This is a genomic window from Limnohabitans lacus, from assembly GCF_030053395.1.
Taxonomy (GTDB): domain Bacteria; phylum Pseudomonadota; class Gammaproteobacteria; order Burkholderiales; family Burkholderiaceae_C; genus Limnohabitans_A; species Limnohabitans_A lacus.
Genome location: NZ_JASGBH010000005.1, coordinates 43,772 through 61,649, shown reverse-complemented (window position 1 = coordinate 61,649; position 17,878 = coordinate 43,772). Strand labels below are relative to the sequence as shown.

Annotated in this window: 14 protein-coding genes; 13 read left to right on the top strand and 1 reads right to left on the bottom strand. The window is 60.9% G+C overall.

Features of this window, described 5'->3' with window-relative positions; genetic code table 11:
* Positions 1 to 40 precede the first annotated feature (40 nt).
* Entirely contained in the window at positions 41 to 370 is a 330-nt protein-coding gene (cyaY, locus tag QLQ16_RS08100; RefSeq protein WP_283224189.1) for an iron donor protein CyaY, read from the top strand.
* A gap of 48 nt (positions 371 to 418) precedes the next feature.
* Here the strand turns inward: cyaY and QLQ16_RS08095 are convergent, their stop codons facing one another.
* Positions 419 to 2,809 carry a penicillin-binding protein 1A gene (locus QLQ16_RS08095; protein WP_283224188.1) on the bottom strand — a complete coding sequence of 797 codons (2,391 nt, stop codon included), beginning with the start codon at positions 2,807 to 2,809 and terminating at the stop codon, positions 419 to 421.
* Between the two features lie 182 nt (positions 2,810 to 2,991).
* Here QLQ16_RS08095 and QLQ16_RS08090 point away from each other — a divergent pair, with 182 nt between their 5' ends.
* The 12 genes from QLQ16_RS08090 to QLQ16_RS08035 all read left to right on the top strand — a co-directional run bounded on the left by QLQ16_RS08090 (position 2,992) and on the right by QLQ16_RS08035 (position 17,848).
* Positions 2,992 to 3,726: a hypothetical protein gene (locus QLQ16_RS08090; RefSeq protein ID WP_283224187.1), complete on the top strand. Its 735-nt coding sequence runs from the start codon at positions 2,992 to 2,994 to the stop codon at positions 3,724 to 3,726.
* The gene (locus QLQ16_RS08085; RefSeq protein ID WP_283224186.1) at positions 3,723 to 4,301 is read left to right on the top strand and encodes a hypothetical protein; all 579 of its coding nucleotides are present in this window, start codon (positions 3,723 to 3,725) and stop codon (positions 4,299 to 4,301) included. Before QLQ16_RS08090 ends, QLQ16_RS08085 begins: the two co-directional genes overlap by 4 nt.
* Before the next feature lie 5 nt (positions 4,302 to 4,306).
* Positions 4,307 to 5,248 (top strand): hypothetical protein, encoded by a 942-nt coding sequence (locus QLQ16_RS08080; protein WP_283224185.1) that lies wholly within the window; start codon positions 4,307 to 4,309, stop codon positions 5,246 to 5,248.
* Complete coding sequence (locus tag QLQ16_RS08075; RefSeq protein ID WP_283224184.1) at positions 5,245 to 6,633, top strand: type IV pilus secretin PilQ; 1,389 nt, start codon at positions 5,245 to 5,247, stop codon at positions 6,631 to 6,633. Before QLQ16_RS08080 ends, QLQ16_RS08075 begins: the two co-directional genes overlap by 4 nt.
* A 104-nt stretch (positions 6,634 to 6,737) precedes the next feature.
* Positions 6,738 to 7,292 (top strand): shikimate kinase, encoded by a 555-nt coding sequence (locus tag QLQ16_RS08070; protein ID WP_283224183.1) that lies wholly within the window; start codon positions 6,738 to 6,740, stop codon positions 7,290 to 7,292.
* A gap of 31 nt (positions 7,293 to 7,323) precedes the next feature.
* The gene (aroB, locus tag QLQ16_RS08065) at positions 7,324 to 8,436 is read left to right on the top strand and encodes a 3-dehydroquinate synthase (RefSeq protein ID WP_283224182.1); all 1,113 of its coding nucleotides are present in this window, start codon (positions 7,324 to 7,326) and stop codon (positions 8,434 to 8,436) included.
* A 4-nt stretch (positions 8,437 to 8,440) separates the two neighbouring features.
* Positions 8,441 to 9,610, top strand: coding sequence for a deoxyguanosinetriphosphate triphosphohydrolase (locus tag QLQ16_RS08060; protein WP_431310396.1), 1,170 nt, complete (start codon positions 8,441 to 8,443; stop codon positions 9,608 to 9,610).
* A 9-nt stretch (positions 9,611 to 9,619) separates the two neighbouring features.
* A complete protein-coding gene (locus QLQ16_RS08055) occupies positions 9,620 to 10,810 on the top strand; it encodes an MFS transporter (RefSeq protein ID WP_283224181.1) in 1,191 nt (396 codons plus the stop codon).
* Positions 10,811 to 10,853: 43 nt separating this feature from the next.
* Positions 10,854 to 11,414 (top strand): DUF1415 domain-containing protein, encoded by a 561-nt coding sequence (locus tag QLQ16_RS08050; protein WP_283224180.1) that lies wholly within the window; start codon positions 10,854 to 10,856, stop codon positions 11,412 to 11,414.
* The gene (locus tag QLQ16_RS08045; protein ID WP_283224179.1) at positions 11,411 to 12,274 is read left to right on the top strand and encodes a class I SAM-dependent methyltransferase; all 864 of its coding nucleotides are present in this window, start codon (positions 11,411 to 11,413) and stop codon (positions 12,272 to 12,274) included. Before QLQ16_RS08050 ends, QLQ16_RS08045 begins: the two co-directional genes overlap by 4 nt.
* Before the next feature lie 51 nt (positions 12,275 to 12,325).
* Positions 12,326 to 13,018, top strand: a complete 693-nt coding sequence (locus QLQ16_RS08040; RefSeq protein WP_283224178.1) for a transposase — start codon at positions 12,326 to 12,328, stop codon at positions 13,016 to 13,018.
* Between the two features lie 135 nt (positions 13,019 to 13,153).
* A complete protein-coding gene (locus QLQ16_RS08035) occupies positions 13,154 to 17,848 on the top strand; it encodes a glutamate synthase-related protein (RefSeq protein ID WP_283224177.1) in 4,695 nt (1,564 codons plus the stop codon).
* Positions 17,849 to 17,878: the final 30 nt, after the last annotated feature.

Below are 17,878 nucleotides of genomic sequence, written 5' to 3'. Positions count from 1 at the left end.
TGACTAGAATCCACGGTACTTTCAACATGCAGCGATTGTAATGACCGACCTTGAATTCATGGACCAAGCCGAGCGCCTTTTGGCGGGCGTAGAGACGAGTTGCGATCGCCTGAACGACGACACCGATGCCGACATCGACAACCAGCGCGTGGGGGGCATGGTCACTTTGACCTTTGCCAACCGCAGCCAAATCGTCATCAATTTGCAAAAGCCTTTGCACGAGGTGTGGCTGGCTGCACGTTGTGGCGGTTTTCATTACCGCTTCGATGGCCAGGCCTGGCAAGACACCAAAGGCCAAGGCGAGTTCTGGACCAGTTTGTCGCGCTATGCCTCAGAGCAGTCGGGCTTGTCGCTGAACTTCAGCGCCTGATCTCCAATCCCTCCAACGAAAAGGGCCTGCATTCTTGCAGGCCCTTTTTCAATTGCGGAACAGGTCCAGAATGCGGCTTCTCTCTTCCCCAGGTGGTACGGCCGAAGGCTTGGCGGCGGAACTCCCGGACCCTAAGCCCAGTGATGTGATGCTGCCTTCCTTGGCAAATTCTTCGTACAGCCAGTCTCCGTTCACATGGACCAGGCCTTCGGGGACGGCGGGTTCTGTGACAGGAACGCTGCGCAGGGCCGCCTCCATGAAGCTGATCCAGACCGGCAGGCTCAAGCCGCCACCGGTTTCCCGATCGCCCAGTTTGCGTGGCGTGTCATAACCGATCCAGACCACGGCGGTCAAATTCGGTTGGTAGCCTGCAAACCAAGCGTCCATTGAATCGTTGGTCGTGCCTGTTTTGCCATAAAGGTCAGGACGGCGCAGCGTCGCTTGAGCCCGAGCGGCCGTGCCCGAACGGGTGACCTCTTGCAGCAAACTGGTCATCACATAGGCGTTGCGCGGGGAAATCGCGCGCTGGGCGTCATCCATTTGTGTGGGCGTTGGACTGTCCACCAGCACGCGGTCCTTGTGGTCGGAGATGCGGGTGATCAGGTGGGGTTGCACGCGGTAGCCCCCATTGGCAAACACCGAGTAGCCCGTGGCCATTTGCATGGGCGTGACCGAGCCCGCACCCAGGGCCATGGTCAGGTAAGCCGGGTGTTTGTCTTCGTCAAATCCGAATCGGCCAATCCATTCTTGGGCATTGCGCGCACCGACCGATTGCAAAATGCGGATCGAAATCATGTTCTTCGATTTGGCCAGTCCTTTGCGCATGGTCATGGGGCCGTCAAAGGTGCCGTCGTAGTTTTTGGGCTCCCAGGGTTGGCCTCCGGTCACCCCGGCGTCAAAGAACAGGGGCGCGTCGTTGATCACGGTCGCTGGGGCGAAACCCTTTTCAAGTGAGGCCGAATAAATGAAGGGCTTGAAGCTTGAGCCCGGCTGACGCCAGGCTTGGGTCACATGGTTGAACTTGTTTTTGGCAAAGTCAAAACCACCCACCAGGGCCCGGATGGCGCCGGTTTGGGGCGTCATGGCGACAAAGGCACCTTCCACTTCGGGCAGTTGGGTGATTTCGTAGCCGCCCTTGGGCATTTGAACGATGCGGATGACGGCACCCGCACGCAATTGTTTGGCCGGGGGCGCTTTGTCGGACAGACCCGATTGCGCGGGCTTGAGACCATCGCCAATGATGGAGATTTGTTCGCCGTTTTGGCGCACCACCACCACTTTGCGGGGGGATGCCTCCAGCACCACCGCGGACATCAGGTCACCATTGTCAGGGTGGTCTTCCAGTGCATCATCGATGGCATCTTCCATTTTCTTGGGGTCCGACGGCAGGTCCACGAACTTTTCTGGCCCACGGTAAATCTGGCGACGCTCGAAATCCATGATGCCCTGGCGCAGGGCCTTGTAGGCGGCCATTTGCTCCGTGGACTGCACGGTGGTGTACACATTCAGACCGCGTGTGTAGGTTTCTTGACCGTATTGGGCAAAAACCATTTGACGCACCGTCTCGGCCAAGTATTCGGCGTGCAAAGTGCGTTTGTCTCCGGAGGAGCGCAAGCTCAAGGGTTCAGCTTTGGCGGCTTTGGCCTGTGCGGCGGTGATGTAGCCGTTGTCTTCCATCCGCTCGATGATGTAAAGCTGGCGCGAACGGGCGCGTTTGGGGTTGCTGATCGGGTTGTAGGCTGAGGGCGCTTTGGGCAGGCCCGCGAGCATGGCCGCTTCGGCAATGGTGATTTCTTTGAGCGATTTGCCAAAGTAGGTTTCAGCGGCCGATGCAAAGCCATAGGCGCGGTTGCCCAGGAAGATCTGGTTCATGTAGATCTCAAGGATTTGGTCCTTGGTCAACATGTGCTCGAGTTTGTAGGTCAGCAAAATTTCATAAATTTTGCGGGTGTAGGTTTTTTCGGACGAGAGGTACACATTGCGGGCCACCTGCATGGTGATGGTCGAAGCGCCTTGGCTCTTGACCCGACCAATGTTGGCCACGCCCGCGCGCAAGATGCCCAGATAGTCCACACCGCCGTGTTGGTAAAAACGGTTGTCTTCAATCGACAGCACCGCGTTCTTCATGACATCAGGAATGTCTTTGATGGGCGTGAGGTTGCGGCGCTCTTCGCCAAACTCGCCCATCAATTGGCCGTCTGCCGTGAAGATGCGCAAAGGCAACTTGGGTTTGTAGTCGGCCAAGTCCGAAATGTCAGGCAAGTTGGGGTAGGCCACCACCATGGCGACGCCGACCACCAACAAAATGGACAACAAGCAGGCGACCAGTAGGCCCAGGCCCCACAAGGCCAGCTTCATCAGCCAGGCAGGCACAGAGGCAGAAGACGGGATGCGGCTGGCGCGGTCAGATGATGGAGGGTTGGGGTCTTGGGATGGCATAAGGGACATGGGCTGGGCAAGCCGGTCGGCCACCACAGCGCATTATAAAAACCTGACCCGCTTGTGGGGATCTTTGTTTAAAAAATGAGTATTTAAGAAAACATAAAGAGTTGATCAATTGAAGTGGCCGTGCTACAAAACCAGCACAGAGGGCCCCAGAGGCTCCGTCAGGGAGACAAGCAATGCAAGCTTTGATGCGGCTTTGGCAAAAGATGGCGGCCCCCTCGTCCCGTAAGGCTTGGGGTTTGGCTTCGGATGGTCCTGAGTGGGTCTTGGTTGGATTGTCCCGAGCGGGCACCGATTTGTTGAAGGTTCAATCCACGACATGGCTCCAAGGACAAGCGGGTGAACACGGTTTGCGCCAGGTTTTGCTGGATGCTGACCAACGCAAGATGGGCTGGCCTCTCAAAGTCGCCATGAGTCTGGATGCCCCCGACTTGGTGACAGGGCGACTGGCCTGTCCTGATGATGTGCCCGAGGAGTCCTGGCCCGCCGAGGTTCAACTGGAGGTCGCGCAAGCCTTGAACCTGCCGCCCGATGAAGTCAATTTTGATTTCGAGGCAGAAGCCATCGTGCAAGGATGGGTCAGACACATCCGTTGGGCCGGTTGCCCCAAAGCCAAGGTGGCAGAGTTGCAAAAATGGACCGCACAGGCGGGTTGGCAGTTGCGCAGTGTGGAGCCCGCTTTGTGTGCGGCTGAACGCGCGTCCAAGATGCTGGTGGGCGGTTTACCCAGTTTGATGCAACAGGCGCCTCAGGACTGGCAATTTCGCTTTGTGTCCGATGTCCAAGATCCAGCCTTGGATGACCCCAAAGTTCTCTCTGAGCTTGCCTATCCGCCGCTCCAGGAGATCATGGCATCGCCCGTCGCGCCTCGCTTGGTCGCTTGCGGGTTGGCCTTGAGGGGGTGGCCATGAAGGTGGGCTTGAACCTGCTGCGGTACCCCGCACTGGAGCGTCAGCAACGTTGGCGCCGGCAAAGCCGCCAGGGCGTGATCGGGCTGGGGGTGGGCATTTTGCTGGCGACTTTGGTGTTGTGTGCCATGTCGTGGCACACCGATGCGTTGAAAGCCGAAACAAAGTCCATTCAGGCCCAGTGGGATGAACGACAGCGTCGGGTGATTGCGCGTCAGCAGCGGCAAGCACAGAACCTACAGCTTCAAAAGGTCTTGGGCCAGTTGGACCAAGTGCAAACGCACCAAAAGGCATGGGTGCTGCTGCAAAGTGAACTGCAGTCGGTGCTGTCCCAGCATGGACTTCGCGTGCAACGCTTGCAGGTGGAGGCGGGGCGCCTGAATCTTCAAGGGCAGGCTCTGGATGCCAAAGACATCGGTCTGGCCGCTCAGTCTTTGTCTGAGCGTTGGGGTGCACCCTTGGCGCTTCAAAGCCTCGAGGCAGATGCCACCAAAGCACCAGCAGTGACCTTTGCTTGGCAAGCCAGCTGGTCGGCACTTTTCGATGGCTCTGGGCCACCCCAGCGAGGCCAACCATGACCGCGATGGCGTCAAGCCTTGCTTCACTGTGGCATGGCCACTGGCATGGGTCTGCTGTGGGGACTTGGTGTGTGCGGCAACTGCAACGCCAGGCCTTGACCTTGCTGGGGGCCTGCTTGGGTGCCGCGTTGCTCATGTGGGCTTTCAGCGAGGTGTGGGATGCCCATGACGAAGCGGGGCAAAAACTGGCAGCAGTCCAGGCGCAATGGTCCGCTCAAGGCGCCGTGGTCACGGTGCCTGAAGCCTTGGACCCCCTGGCCCAGGGTGCTGGGCTGCTGTGGCGCCGCTTGCCTGGCCGCTGGCCGCCTGATTCGGCGGCGTCACTGCGGCAGTTTTTGATCGGCCAGCGCCTTCAGGTCGTGGCTTTGCGCGTTTTGCCCGATGTCGTCGCCGGGCCCCTGAAAGGGCAAAGTCTGGCCGTTCGCATGATGGGCGCTTATGCCAATTGGACACGTGCTTGGCAAATCTTGAGCACATCCGGTCCAGTGATGTCGATCGAACGCATGAGTGTTTTGTCCTTGGCCCAGCCTTCAGGTGAGCAAATCGAGGTGGTGCTGAACCTGTGGTCCATGCCCGGCTCAACTGGGGATGTGTCATGGCCTTCGGACAACCCATTGGCACCTGTGGCGGCTTCTGGTGCGGACATCTTTGCCTTGGCGACAGGCGTGGACTGGCCGCCAGTTGCGGCTGAAGCCAAGGCCAAGGAGCCGATCGTTCAGACCGATGACCCCCTGACCTGGCCAATGGAGCGCATTCGCTGGCTGGGCTCCTGGCAGCAGGGCGCTGACCCGCAAGCGGTGCTCAGCGCAGGCGGCGCTTGGATCGCGGTGCGGGTGGGCCAAAGGGTCAGTCTGGAGGGCCACAAAGTGGCGGCCATCGTGCCCGATGGCTTGGTGCTGCGAACGCCACAAGGGCAGCGGGTCGAACTCAAAGGGGGTAGTCGATGAGACGTCAAGGCATGTTGTTGGGCTTGGCGGCCAGCCTGGCCGTGGGAGCCGCCCCCGCACAGACCCCGCCTGTTGTGGATCTGGACGGCGCAAGCCCCGCGATCCGTTCCGCCATCACGGCCGATGGACAGCCGATCAGCCTGAATTTCCAGAACATCGACATCCGGTCCTTGCTGCAGGTGTTTGCCGAATTCACCGGTCTCAACATGGTGATTTCCGATGCGGTGAGCGGCCAGGTCTCGGTGCGGCTGCGGGAAGTGCCTTGGCTGCAGGCGCTGGGCGTGGTGCTGGAGTCCAAGGGCCTGGCCTCCCGACGCGAGGGCACGGTGATGTGGGTCGCGCCCCGAGATGAATGGTCCTTGCGTGAGAAAAAGCATCTGGAATCGCAAACAGCCCTCGAATCGGTCAGTCCTTTGCAGATGCTGTCTTTGCGCCTTAAATACGCCCGCGCCACTGAAGTGGTGCAGCGTTTGGTCGGCGGTGCTGGTCAAGGGGCCACGCCCTCGCGCTGGCTGAGCGCTCGAGGCACTGCCCTGGCCGAACCGCGCACCAACCAACTGTTCATCATGGACGTGCCCACCCGGCTGGCCGAGGTGGGGCAGATGATCCAGAAGCTGGATGTGCCCGTGCGCCAAGTGCTGATCGAAGCGCAGATCGTCGAAGCCGATGACCAGTTTGGCCAATCGCTGGGGGTGCGCTGGGGTGTTGGGGCGGCAGGCAAGAGCGGCCAATTGGGTGCCACCAACGCCACCACCGGCGCAGGGGTGGTGACGGGCAACCAAGTCAACCTGCCTGCGGGCCAGGCCGGTCAAACGCTCAACGTGCCTTCAAGCTTTGCGGTGTCCCTGTTCAATGCGGCGGCAGACCGGTTCCTCAATGTCGAAATCTCTGCGCTGGAGGCCGACGGCCGGGGCAAGGTGGTGTCGCGCCCTCGGGTCATCACGGCCGATCAGACCAAGGCGCTGATCGAGCAGGGCACCGAGCTGCCGTACCAGATGTCTTCGGGCATAGGCGTGACGGCCATCACTTTTCGAAAGGCCAACCTCAAGCTCGAAGTCACCCCGCAAATCACACCCGAGGGGGCGGTGGTGCTCGACGTGGACGTCAACCGCGACAGCGTGGGGCAGCTCACTCCGGCGGGCTACGCCATCAACACCAAGCACGTCAAAACCCAGGTCCAGGTGGACGATGGTGGCACCGTGGTGCTGGGCGGCATTTACGAAGATGCCGACCGCAATGACGAGGCCAAGTTGCCCAGCTTGGGCGATGTGCCGGGGCTGGGCTGGTTGTTCAAAAACCGCAACACCACCCGGCGCAAGTCGGAGTTGTTGATCTTCCTGACGCCGCGTGTGGTGACAGATCAAGCCTCTACTGCAGCCCGTTGAGTCCCCGCTGGGGACAGCGGTGCTGGGGTCGAATACACTTGGGGCCTCTTTTGGCACGCCGTTTTTCGCTGTGGCGGGCCGAATTTTCTGTGTGAGATTTCCCTTTGAGCATCATCTTCGTGGGCCTTCCGGGCTCGGGCAAAACCACCATCGGGCGGCAGTTGGCGCGTCGCTTGGGATTGCCATTTGTGGATTCTGATCATGTGATTGAAGCCCGTCTGGGTTGCTCGATCAGGGAATTTTTCGCCCGCGAAGGCGAAGAGAATTTTCGCGATGTTGAGCAGCAAGTGCTGGACGACCTGAGCCTGAATCATCAGGGCGTGCTGGCCACCGGTGGCGGCGCCGTCTTGCGCGAAGTCAACCGCCAACACCTGCACGACCGCGGCCACGTGATTTACCTGCGCTCGGCGCCCGAAGACGTTTACCGCCGCGTGCGCCACGACACCGGCCGCCCCTTGTTGCAGGTCGACGACCCGATGGCTCGGCTGCGCGCCTTGTTTGAATCGCGCGACCCGCTGTACCGCGCCACAGCGCACCATGTGATCGACACGGGCCGCCCCTCGGTGGCCACCTTGGTCAACATGATCATCATGCAGCTCGAACTCTCGGGCCAGTTGCCCGCCAAGCCACAGAGCCCTGCCCCCCAAGCTGCCAGCTGAGCGTCATGGCAAAGCCCTACACTTGAGGGCTATGTCTGAGACCACACACGCCCTTGAACAGGTCGCCATTTCACTGGACGACCGCAGTTACGACATCCACATTGGCCAAGGCCTGCTGAGCCGGCCCGAAACCTGGACGGGCTTGCCCAAGGCGCAGACCGCCATGGTCGTGACCAATGCGACCATTGCGCCGCTCTACGAAGCCGCTTTGCGCAGCGCGATCAGCCCGCATTACCAACAAGTCCACACCGTGGTGCTGCCCGATGGCGAGGCGCACAAGGACTGGCAGACCCTGAACCTGATTTTCGATGCGCTGCTGGGCAAGGGCTGCGACCGCAAGACGGTGCTGTATGCCTTGGGTGGTGGTGTGGTCGGTGACATGACCGGTTTTGCAGCCGCCAGCTACATGCGCGGCGTGCCCTTTGTGCAGGTGCCCACCACGCTGCTGTCGCAAGTGGACTCCTCAGTGGGCGGCAAGACCGCCATCAACCACCCGCTGGGCAAAAACATGATCGGCGCGTTTTACCAACCGGTGCGTGTGGTGTGCGACCTGAACACCCTGGCCTCATTGCCCGCACGAGAGCTGAGCGCGGGCCTGGCCGAAGTCATCAAATACGGCCCGATCGCCGACATGGCGTTCTTCGATTGGATCGAGGCCAACATCGGTGCGCTCATGGCGCAAGAGCCCCAAGCACTGGCCCATGCCGTCAAGCGCAGCTGCGAGATCAAGGCCTGGGTGGTCGGCCAAGACGAGCGCGAAGCGGGCTTGCGCGCCATCCTGAATTTTGGCCACACCTTCGGCCACGCCATCGAAGCCGGTCTGGGCTTTGGCACCTGGCTGCACGGCGAGGCCGTGGGCTGCGGCATGGTCATGGCGGCCGAGTTGTCGCTGCGCTTGGGCAAAGTGGACGCGGCTTTTGTGGCGCGCCTCAAAGCCCTGATCGAGCGGGCCGGCTTGCCGGTGCGTGGCCCCGTCATCGATGCAGCCGACAACGCCGGGCACTACATCGAACACATGCGGCTGGACAAGAAAGCCATTGGCGGCGACATCCAGTTCGTCGTGATCGACGGGCCCGGTCAGGCCACCGTGTGCGGCGCACCCGATGCCCTGGTGCGCGACGTGATCAACGCCTGCTGCGCCTGAGGCGATGGTGTCCACGCTGCATTTGCAAGCCGAGCACCCGGGCAGTTTGGCCCATTTGGCGTGCGATCCTTTTCAATCCCGTGGCCGTCGGCATGCCGAGCCGCCTGCGCCCACGCGCAATGCTTTTCAGCGCGACCGCGACCGCATCGTGCACTCCACCGCTTTCAGGCGGCTGGTTTACAAGACGCAGGTGTTCCTCAACCACGAAGGCGATTTGTTTCGCACCCGTTTGACCCATTCGCTGGAGGTGGCGCAGTTGGGCCGGTCGATCGCCCGTGCTTTGGGCTTGAACGAAGACCTGGTCGAGGCGATTGCCTTGGCGCATGACCTGGGCCACACGCCTTTTGGCCACGCTGGCCAGGATGCGCTCAACGAATGCATGACCGAACACGGCGGCTTTGAGCACAACCTGCAAAGCCTGCGGGTGGTGGACACATTGGAAGAGCGCTACCCGGCCTTTGATGGCCTGAACCTGAGTTTTGAAACCCGCGAAGGCGTGCTCAAGCACTGCTCCAAAACGAATGCCGAGCAACTGGAGCAGGCCGAGCCAGGCGGCGTGGCGCGGCGATTCATCGACCGCACCCAACCCAGCCTGGAGGCGCAGCTGTGCAATTTGGCCGATGCCATTGCCTACAACGCGCACGACATCGACGATGGCGTCCGTTCGGGCCTGATCAGCACCGAGCAATTGTTGGAAGTGGAGCTGTTCGCGCATTACCACCGGCAAGCGCTGGGCGAGCATCCCGACTTGTTGGGCAAGCCGCGCCGGCTTTTGTACGAGACCATCCGCCGCATGCTGAGCGACCAGGTCTATGACGTGATCGACACCACACGCCAAGCGGTGGCGCAAGCCGGTGTGCAGTCGGTGGACGAGGCGCGCTTGGCGGGGCCGCTGGTGGGTTTCAGTCCTGCCATAAAGGCCCGCAGCGCAGAGCTCAAGAAATTTTTGTTTGCCCATTTGTACCGCCACCCGCAGGTGATGCAGACCACCGGGCAAGCCCAGCAGGGCGTGCGCGAATTGTTTGCGGCTTATGTGGCCAGTCCCAGCGAGATGCGCGAAGACTTTGCCTTGCGTGCCGATGCGCACCGCTCGGTGGCGGACTACATCGCGGGCATGACCGATCGCTTTGCCTTGCGCGAACACGAGCGCCTGACGGGGCGCAAGCTGCTGTGAGCAGTTTTCATGAACCCTTCTAAATCGACCGCCTGGCTGATCGTTTGGGCCGGTGGTGTGGCGGCCTTGCAGGTGGGTAAATTGCCCCCGGCTTTGCCCGCGCTGCAGGCCGAGCTGGGCCTGACTTTGGTGCAGTCCGGTTTTTTGTTGTCGACCGTGCAGGTCGCGGGCTTGAGTCTGGCGGTCTTCATGGGTTTGCTGGCCGATGGCATGGGGCTCAAGCGCAGCATGGTGCGCGGGCTGTGCCTGCTGGCGCTGGCCAGCGGTTTGGGCGGGTTGGCCTCCTCGGTTCAGGCCTTGCTGCTGTTGCGGGCCGTTGAGGGCTTGGGCTTTTTGCTGGTGGCTTTGCCAGCACCGGCTTTGATCCGCCGTTTGGTTTCGCCTGCGCAGTTGCCCGGCATGCTGGGTGTGTGGGGTGCTTACATGCCCACGGGCACGGCGCTGGCGCTCTTGCTGGGGCCCTTGTTCATTCCGGTGTGGGGTTGGGGCGCTTGGTGGTGGTTGTTTGCGGCGGTGTCGCTGGCCATGGCGCTTTGGCTATACCGCGTGGTGCCTGCAGACCCAGTGGCCGACGTGGCCCAAGGCGGGCAGGGCGCTTGGACCCGATTGCGCCTGACTTTGAGCGCCCCAGGCCCCTGGTGGGTGGCGCTGACTTTTGGCATGTATTCCGGCCAGTGGTTGGCCGTGGTGGGATTTCTGCCGTCCATCTACGCGGCGGCTGGCGTGAGCGGTGCGCTGCTCGGCGTGCTCACGGCCTTGGCTGCTGCCGTCAACATGGCGGGCAACATGGCGTCGGGCCGATTGTTGCAACGCGGCTGGGCACCGCGCTCGACTTTGTGGCTGGGCTTTGGTGCCATGGCGCTGGGCAGCACGCTGGCCTTTGCTTATTTCACCGAAGGCGCGCCCTGGTTGCGTTTTGCCGGTGTGCTTTTGTTCTCAGGCATGGGTGGCTTGGTGCCGGGCACTTTGTTCAGTTTGGCGGTTCGGCTGGCACCGGGCGAGCAGCAGGTGGCCACCACCGTGGGCTGGGTGCAGCAGATGTCGGCCTTGGGCCAGTTCGTGGGACCGCCCGTGGTGGCTGCGGTGGCGGCGCGTGCCGGGGGCTGGCAGTTCACGCCCTTGGTCACGGTGGGCTGCTGCGTGGTGGGTGCGGGCTTGGCTTGGCGGGCTGCGCGTTTGTTGACGCGTCAAGGCGTTTGAGCCAAGCGTCTGAGGGCATGCGCCGCGCAGGCACAATCAACGCATGACCGAGACTTCTTACCCCCAGATCGAGATCGCCGACACCGTGCGCTGGCTCGAGCGCGCCGTGATCGGCCTGAACCTGTGCCCCTTTGCCAAGGCCCCCCATGTGAAGGGCCAAATCCATTACGCGGTGAGCCAGGCCAAAGGCCTGGAAGGCCTGCGCGATGAGTTGATCGCGCAACTGCAAGCCTTGGCCGCCTTGACGGCCGAAGAGCGCGAGACAGTGCTGCTCATCGTGCCGCAGATGCTGCGCGATTTTTTGGACTTCAACGACTTCCTCGATGAAGCCGATGGCGTGTTGCAGGAGCTGGATCTGGAGGGTGAATTCCAGATCGCGAGCTTTCACCCCGACTTTCAGTTCGCGGACACCGAGCCGGACGACATCACCAACTTCACCAACCGCTCGCCTTACCCCACGCTGCACCTGATCCGCGAAGCCAGCATTGATCGGGCGGTGGAAGCATTCCCTGAAGCCGAGATGATTTACGAGACCAATATGGCGACGATGGAAAAGCTGGGCCTTCAGGGCTGGAAGCAGCTGGATGTGGGGCCTACGCCATGAAAAAACGAAACGCGCCAATTGCATCGCCTTCAGACACTTTGCCCCCCGAAGTGCGCCCCGGCCAATCGGTCGAGCTGCTCAAACAACTGCACATCCTCACGCGAGACGGCAAGCTCAACCAGGACTCGCGCCGCAAACTCAAGCAGGTTTACCACCTGTTCCAGTTCATCGAAAAGCTGCTCCTCGAATTGCCTGCCAGCGACACAGGCCCCACGTTGGCCGACCACGGTGCTGGCAAGTCGTATCTGGGCTTCATCATTTACGACCTCTTTTTCAAGGCGCTGGGTCAAGGCACGATTTACGGCATCGAAACACGCAGCGAACTGGTTGAGTCGTCCAAGGCGCTGGCCGAGCGACTCGGGTTTGAGCGCATGCGCTTTTTGAACGTGAGCGTGGCCGAATCGACGCAAAGCAGCGAGTTGCCTGAGCAAATCGACGTGGTCACCGCACTGCACGCCTGCGACACTGCCACCGACGACGCCATCGCCTTTGGCTTGCAAAAGAAAGCCAAGTACATGGTGCTGGTGCCCTGCTGTCAGGCCGAGCTGGCCCGGGCGCTCAACCAAAACAAGGCGCTCAACTTGCAGCGCACCCCGCTGGCCGAGCTGTGGCGTCACCCTTTGCACACCCGCGAAGTGGGCAGCCAGCTGACCAATGTGCTGCGCTGCCTGTACTTGGAGTCCCAAGGCTATTCGGTCACTGTGACCGAATTGGTGGGCTGGGAACACTCGATGAAAAACGAGCTGATCCTGGCCAAGTACACCGGCCAGAAAAAGCGCTCAGCCGGTGAGCGCTTGCAGGCGCTGCTCCAAGAGTTTGGGATTGAAGACTTGATGGGCTCTCGATACCCCCAAATTTAATGGGGGTCAGATCCCAATTAAACTGGACTTTTGAATTTCTGAATTCCTCTCATGGCCCGCCAGCCCCGACTCACCGTTGCCGGATACCCGCACCATGTCATTCAGCGGGGCAATGACCGACAGGCCATCGTTCGGGACGATGCCGATCGCGAGAAATTGTGGGCCTTGTTGGTCGAGCAGGCGGCCATTTTCAAAGTGGCCATCCATGCCTATGTGGTCATGGACAACCACCTGCATTTGCTGGCCACACCCCAAACCGACGAGGGTTTGCCCAAGCTCATGCAGGCGGTGGGGCGCAGCTATGTGCGTTACTTCAATTTGCGTCACCAACGAACGGGTACCTTGTGGGAAGGGCGCTACCGCAGCAATTTGATTGAGAGTGAGCGCTATCTTTTGGCGTGCATGGTCTACATCGAGCTGAACCCGGTCCGGGCGGGCATGGTGCAAGAACCGGTCGATTACAAATGGTCTAGCCACAGGCACTGTATTGGGCAGCTGAGCGACAAATTGGTGACCCCACATGCCCTGTTTTGGGGATTGGGCAATACGCCATTCGCTCGAGAGGCGGCTTATCTGTCCTTGGTCCAGACGGGCTTGGCCGCTGCCGAAAAAGAGCAGTTGACCCGAAGTGCCCTGTCCGGTTGGGCTCTGGGCTCCCCCAGATTCGTTGCTGAGCTCAAAGAGCTGACACCGCGCCGCCTCTTGCCTGGCAAGGCCGGGCGGCCATTCAAGAAGACAGATTGATTGATCTGTCCCCAATTAAAAGCTTGAGAAAACAAAGATTAAATTAATTGGGATCTGACCCCAATTAATTGTCTTGGCATTGTTGTTGCAGTGCAGTAAACTCACCCCCCTGCGTAAAAACCCTAGGAGTGCGCCATGTCCACGGCAGCCGATAAAGAACATTTCCAATCGACCGGTCTCTATGACCCGGCCAACGAGCACGATGCCTGCGGTGTTGGCTTTGTTGCCCACATCAAAGGTCAAAAGAGCCACGCCATCGTGACGCAGGCCCTCAAGATTCTTGAAAACTTGGACCACCGGGGTGCTGTGGGTGCGGACGCGCTCATGGGCGACGGTGCCGGTATCCTGATCCAGTTGCCCGACGCGCTGTACCGCGAAGAAATGGCCAAGCAGGGCATCAATCTGCCGCCTTTCGGTGAGTACGGTGTGGGCATGGTCTTCTTGCCCAAAGAGCATGCTTCGCGCATGGCTTGCGAGCAAGAACTCGAGCGCGCCGTCAAGGCCGAGGGTCAAGTGGTGCTGGGCTGGCGCGATGTGCCGGTGAACCGCGAGATGCCCATGTCGCCCCGCGTTCGCGAAAAAGAGCCGATCATGCGCCAGATTTTCATCGGCCGTGGCGCCGACGTGATCGTGCAAGACGCTTTGGAGCGCAAGCTGTATGTCATCCGCAAGACCGCCAGTGCCGCCATCCAAGCCTTGAACTTGACGCACAGCAACGAGTACTACATCCCCAGCATGTCCAGCCGCACCGCGGTGTACAAGGGCTTGCTGCTGGCCGACCAAGTGGGCACCTATTACTTGGACCTGCAAGACGAGCGCTGCGTCTCGGCTTTGGGTCTGGTGCACCAGCGTTTTTCGACCAACACCTTCCCCGAGTGGCCATTGGCTCACCCCTACCGCTATGTGGCGCACAACGGTGAGATCAACACCGTCAAAGGCAACTACAACTGGATGAAGGCCCGCGAAGGTGTGATGTCTTCGCCCGTGCTGGCCGCCGACCTGCAAAAGCTTTATCCCATCAGCTTCGCTGGTCAGTCCGACACCGCCACATTTGACAACTGCCTGGAACTGTTGACGATGGCGGGCTACCCCATCAGCCAGGCCGTGATGATGATGATCCCTGAGCCATGGGAACAACACACCACCATGGATGAGCGCCGCAAGGCCTTTTATGAATACCACGCTGCGATGTTGGAGCCATGGGATGGCCCCGCATCGATCGTGTTCACCGACGGCCGCCAGATCGGCGCCACGCTGGACCGCAACGGCCTGCGCCCTTCGCGTTACATCATCACCGACGACGACATGGTCATCATGGGCTCAGAGACCGGCGTGCTGCCGATCCCCGAAAGCAAGATCGTGCGCAAATGGCGTCTGCAGCCCGGCAAGATGTTCCTGATCGATTTGGAACAAGGCCGCATGATCAACGACGAAGAGTTGAAAGCGGGCCTGGCCAGCGCCAAGCCTTACAAGCAGTGGATCGAGAACCTGCGCATCAAGCTCGACGACGTGGCCGCTACCCCTGTGCACGCACCTGCCACCGACGTGCCTTTGCTCGACTTGCAACAAGCTTTTGGCACCACGCAAGAAGACATCAAGTTCCTGTTGGCCCCCATGGCCTCCGCCGGTGAAGAAGCCATTGGCTCCATGGGCAACGACAGCCCACTTGCCGTGCTGTCCGACAAGAACAAGCCGCTGTACAACTACTTCAAGCAGTTGTTCGCGCAAGTGACCAACCCACCCATCGACCCGATCCGCGAAGCGATTGTGATGTCGCTGGTGTCCTTCATCGGCCCCAAGCCGAACCTGCTGGACATCAACCAGGTCAACCCACCGATGCGCCTCGAAGTCAGCCAGCCTGTGCTGGACTTCGCCGACATGGCCAAACTGCGCAACATCGAGCAAGCCACCAAAGGCAAGTTCAAGAGCGCGACACTCGACATCACTTACCCCGCGCTGTGGGGTCGTGAAGGCGTTGAAGCCAAGCTGGCCTCGCTGTGCGCCGAAGCCGTGGACGCCATCAAGGGCGGCCACAACATCCTGATCATCAGTGACCGTGGCGTCAACGCCACCCAAGTGGCGGTGCCCGCGCTGCTGGCGCTGTCGGCCATCCACCAGCACCTGGTGACCGAAGGCCTGCGCACCACTGCAGGTCTGGTGGTTGAAACCGGCACCGCCCGCGAAGTGCACCACTTTGCCGTGCTGGCCGGTTACGGCGCTGAAGCCGTCCACCCCTACTTGGCGATGGAAACCCTGGCCGCTTTGCACAAAGAGCTGCCAGGCGACCTGTCGGCCGAGAAGGCCATCTACAACTACGTCAAAGCGATCGGCAAGGGCCTGTCCAAGATCATGTCCAAGATGGGCGTGTCGACCTACATGTCGTATTGCGGTGCGCAATTGTTTGAAGCCATCGGCATCAACACCGAGACCATCAACAAATACTTCACCGGCACCGCCAGCCGCGTGGGCGGCATCGGCGTGTTCGAAATCGCCGAAGAAGCCTTCCGCATGCACACCGCCGCCTTTGGCGATGACCCCGTGCTGGCCACCATGCTGGACGCCGGTGGCGAATACGCCTGGCGTGCCCGTGGTGAAGAGCACATGTGGACGCCCGACGCAATTGCCAAGTTGCAGCACTCCACCCGTGCCAACAACTTCAGCACCTACAAGGAATACGCGCAGATCATCAACGACCAAAGCAAGCGCCACATGACGCTGCGTGGTCTGTTCGAGTTCAAGATCGACCCCGCCAAAGCCATCCCGCTGGAGCAGGTCGAGTCTGCGGCCGACATCGTCAAGCGTTTCGCCACCGGCGCGATGTCGCTGGGCTCGATTTCTACCGAAGCGCACGCTACCCTGGCCGTGGCCATGAACCGCATTGGCGGCAAGAGCAACACCGGTGAAGGCGGCGAAGACTCGGCGCGTTACCGCAACGAACTCAAAGGCATCCCGATCAAAGTCGGTGATTCCCTCAAGAGCGTGATCGGTGCCGAAAACGTCGAGGTCGACTTGCCTTTGCAAGCCGGTGACTCGCTGCGTTCGCGCATCAAACAAGTCGCGTCGGGCCGCTTTGGTGTCACCGCCGAATACCTGTCCAGCGCCGACCAGATCCAGATCAAGATGGCCCAGGGTGCCAAGCCCGGTGAAGGCGGTCAGTTGCCCGGCGGCAAAGTGTCCGACTACATCGGCAAGCTGCGCCACTCGGTGCCAGGCGTGGGTCTGATCTCGCCACCACCGCACCACGACATTTATTCCATCGAGGACTTGGCCCAGCTGATCCACGACCTGAAGAACGTGGCGCCGCACAGCGACATCAGCGTCAAGCTCGTGTCCGAAATCGGCGTCGGCACGATTGCCGCAGGCGTTGCCAAGTGCAAGGCCGATCACGTCGTGATCGCAGGCCACGACGGCGGCACGGGCGCTTCGCCTTGGTCGTCGGTCAAGCATGCAGGTTCGCCTTGGGAAATCGGTCTGGCCGAAACCCAGCAGACCCTGGTGCTCAACGGCTTGCGCGGTCGCATCCGTGTGCAGGCCGATGGCCAGATGAAGACCGGCCGCGACGTGGCGATTGGCGCTTTGTTGGGTGCTGACGAATTCGGCTTTGCCACCGCACCACTGGTGGTCGAGGGCTGCATCATGATGCGCAAGTGCCACTTGAACACCTGCCCCGTGGGCGTGGCCACCCAAGACCCGGTCTTGCGTGCCAAGTTCACCGGCAAGCCAGAGCACGTCGTGAACTACTTCTTCTTCATCGCCGAAGAAGTGCGTCAGATCATGGCCCAGCTGGGCATTGCCAAGTTTGACGACCTGGTGGGCCGCGCCGACCTGCTCGACATGAAGAGCGGTGTGGAACACTGGAAAGCCAAGGGCTTGGACTTCGGCCGCCTGCTGGCCGTGCCTCAGGTCGCCTCTACCGTGGCCGTGCGCCATGTGGACACACAAGACCACGGCCTGGAAAAAGCCCTGGACAACGTGCTGATCGCCAAGAGCCGCGCCGCCATCGACAAGGGCGAAAAAGTCCAGTTCATGGAAGTCGCCCGCAACGTGAACCGCTCGGTCGGTGCCATGTTGTCTGGTGCCGTGACCAAGGTGCACCCCGAAGGTTTGCCTGACGACACCCTGCGCATCCAATTGGAAGGCACAGGCGGTCAGTCCTTTGGCGCATTCCTGGCCAAGGGCATCACGCTGTACCTGATTGGTGAAGCCAACGACTACACCGGCAAAGGTTTGTCGGGTGGTCGCGTGGTGGTGCGCCCCAGCCTGGAATTCCGTGGCGCAGCAGTACAAAACATCATCGTGGGCAACACCGTCATGTACGGCGCGACCACGGGTGAAGCCTTCTTCGCTGGCGTGGCCGGTGAGCGCTTTGCGGTGCGTCTGTCGGGTGCCACAGCCGTGGTGGAAGGCACAGGCGACCACGGTTGTGAATACATGACCGGCGGCACCGTCGCTGTCTTGGGCAAGACCGGCCGCAACTTCGGCGCAGGCATGAGCGGCGGTATCGCTTATGTCTACGACGAAGACGGTGAATTCGCTTCGCGCTGCAACACCGCCATGGTCAGCATGGAAAAAGTGCTGACGGTGGCCGAGCAAGAGGCGCAAGTGGACCGCAATGTGTGGCACCGCGACCAAGCCGACGAAGCCCAGCTGAAAAAGCTGCTGGAAGACCACCACAAGTGGACAGGTAGCCAGCGTGCCCGCGAGTTGCTGGACAACTGGGCCACCGCCCGTGCCAAGTTCGTGAAAGTGTTCCCCAACGAATACAAGCGCGCACTGGGTGAAATCAATGCCAAGAAGGCCGCCAAGGCTGCCCAGCCTGTGGCTGCTTGAACCCACGGTACAAGAATCGAAGGAAACATC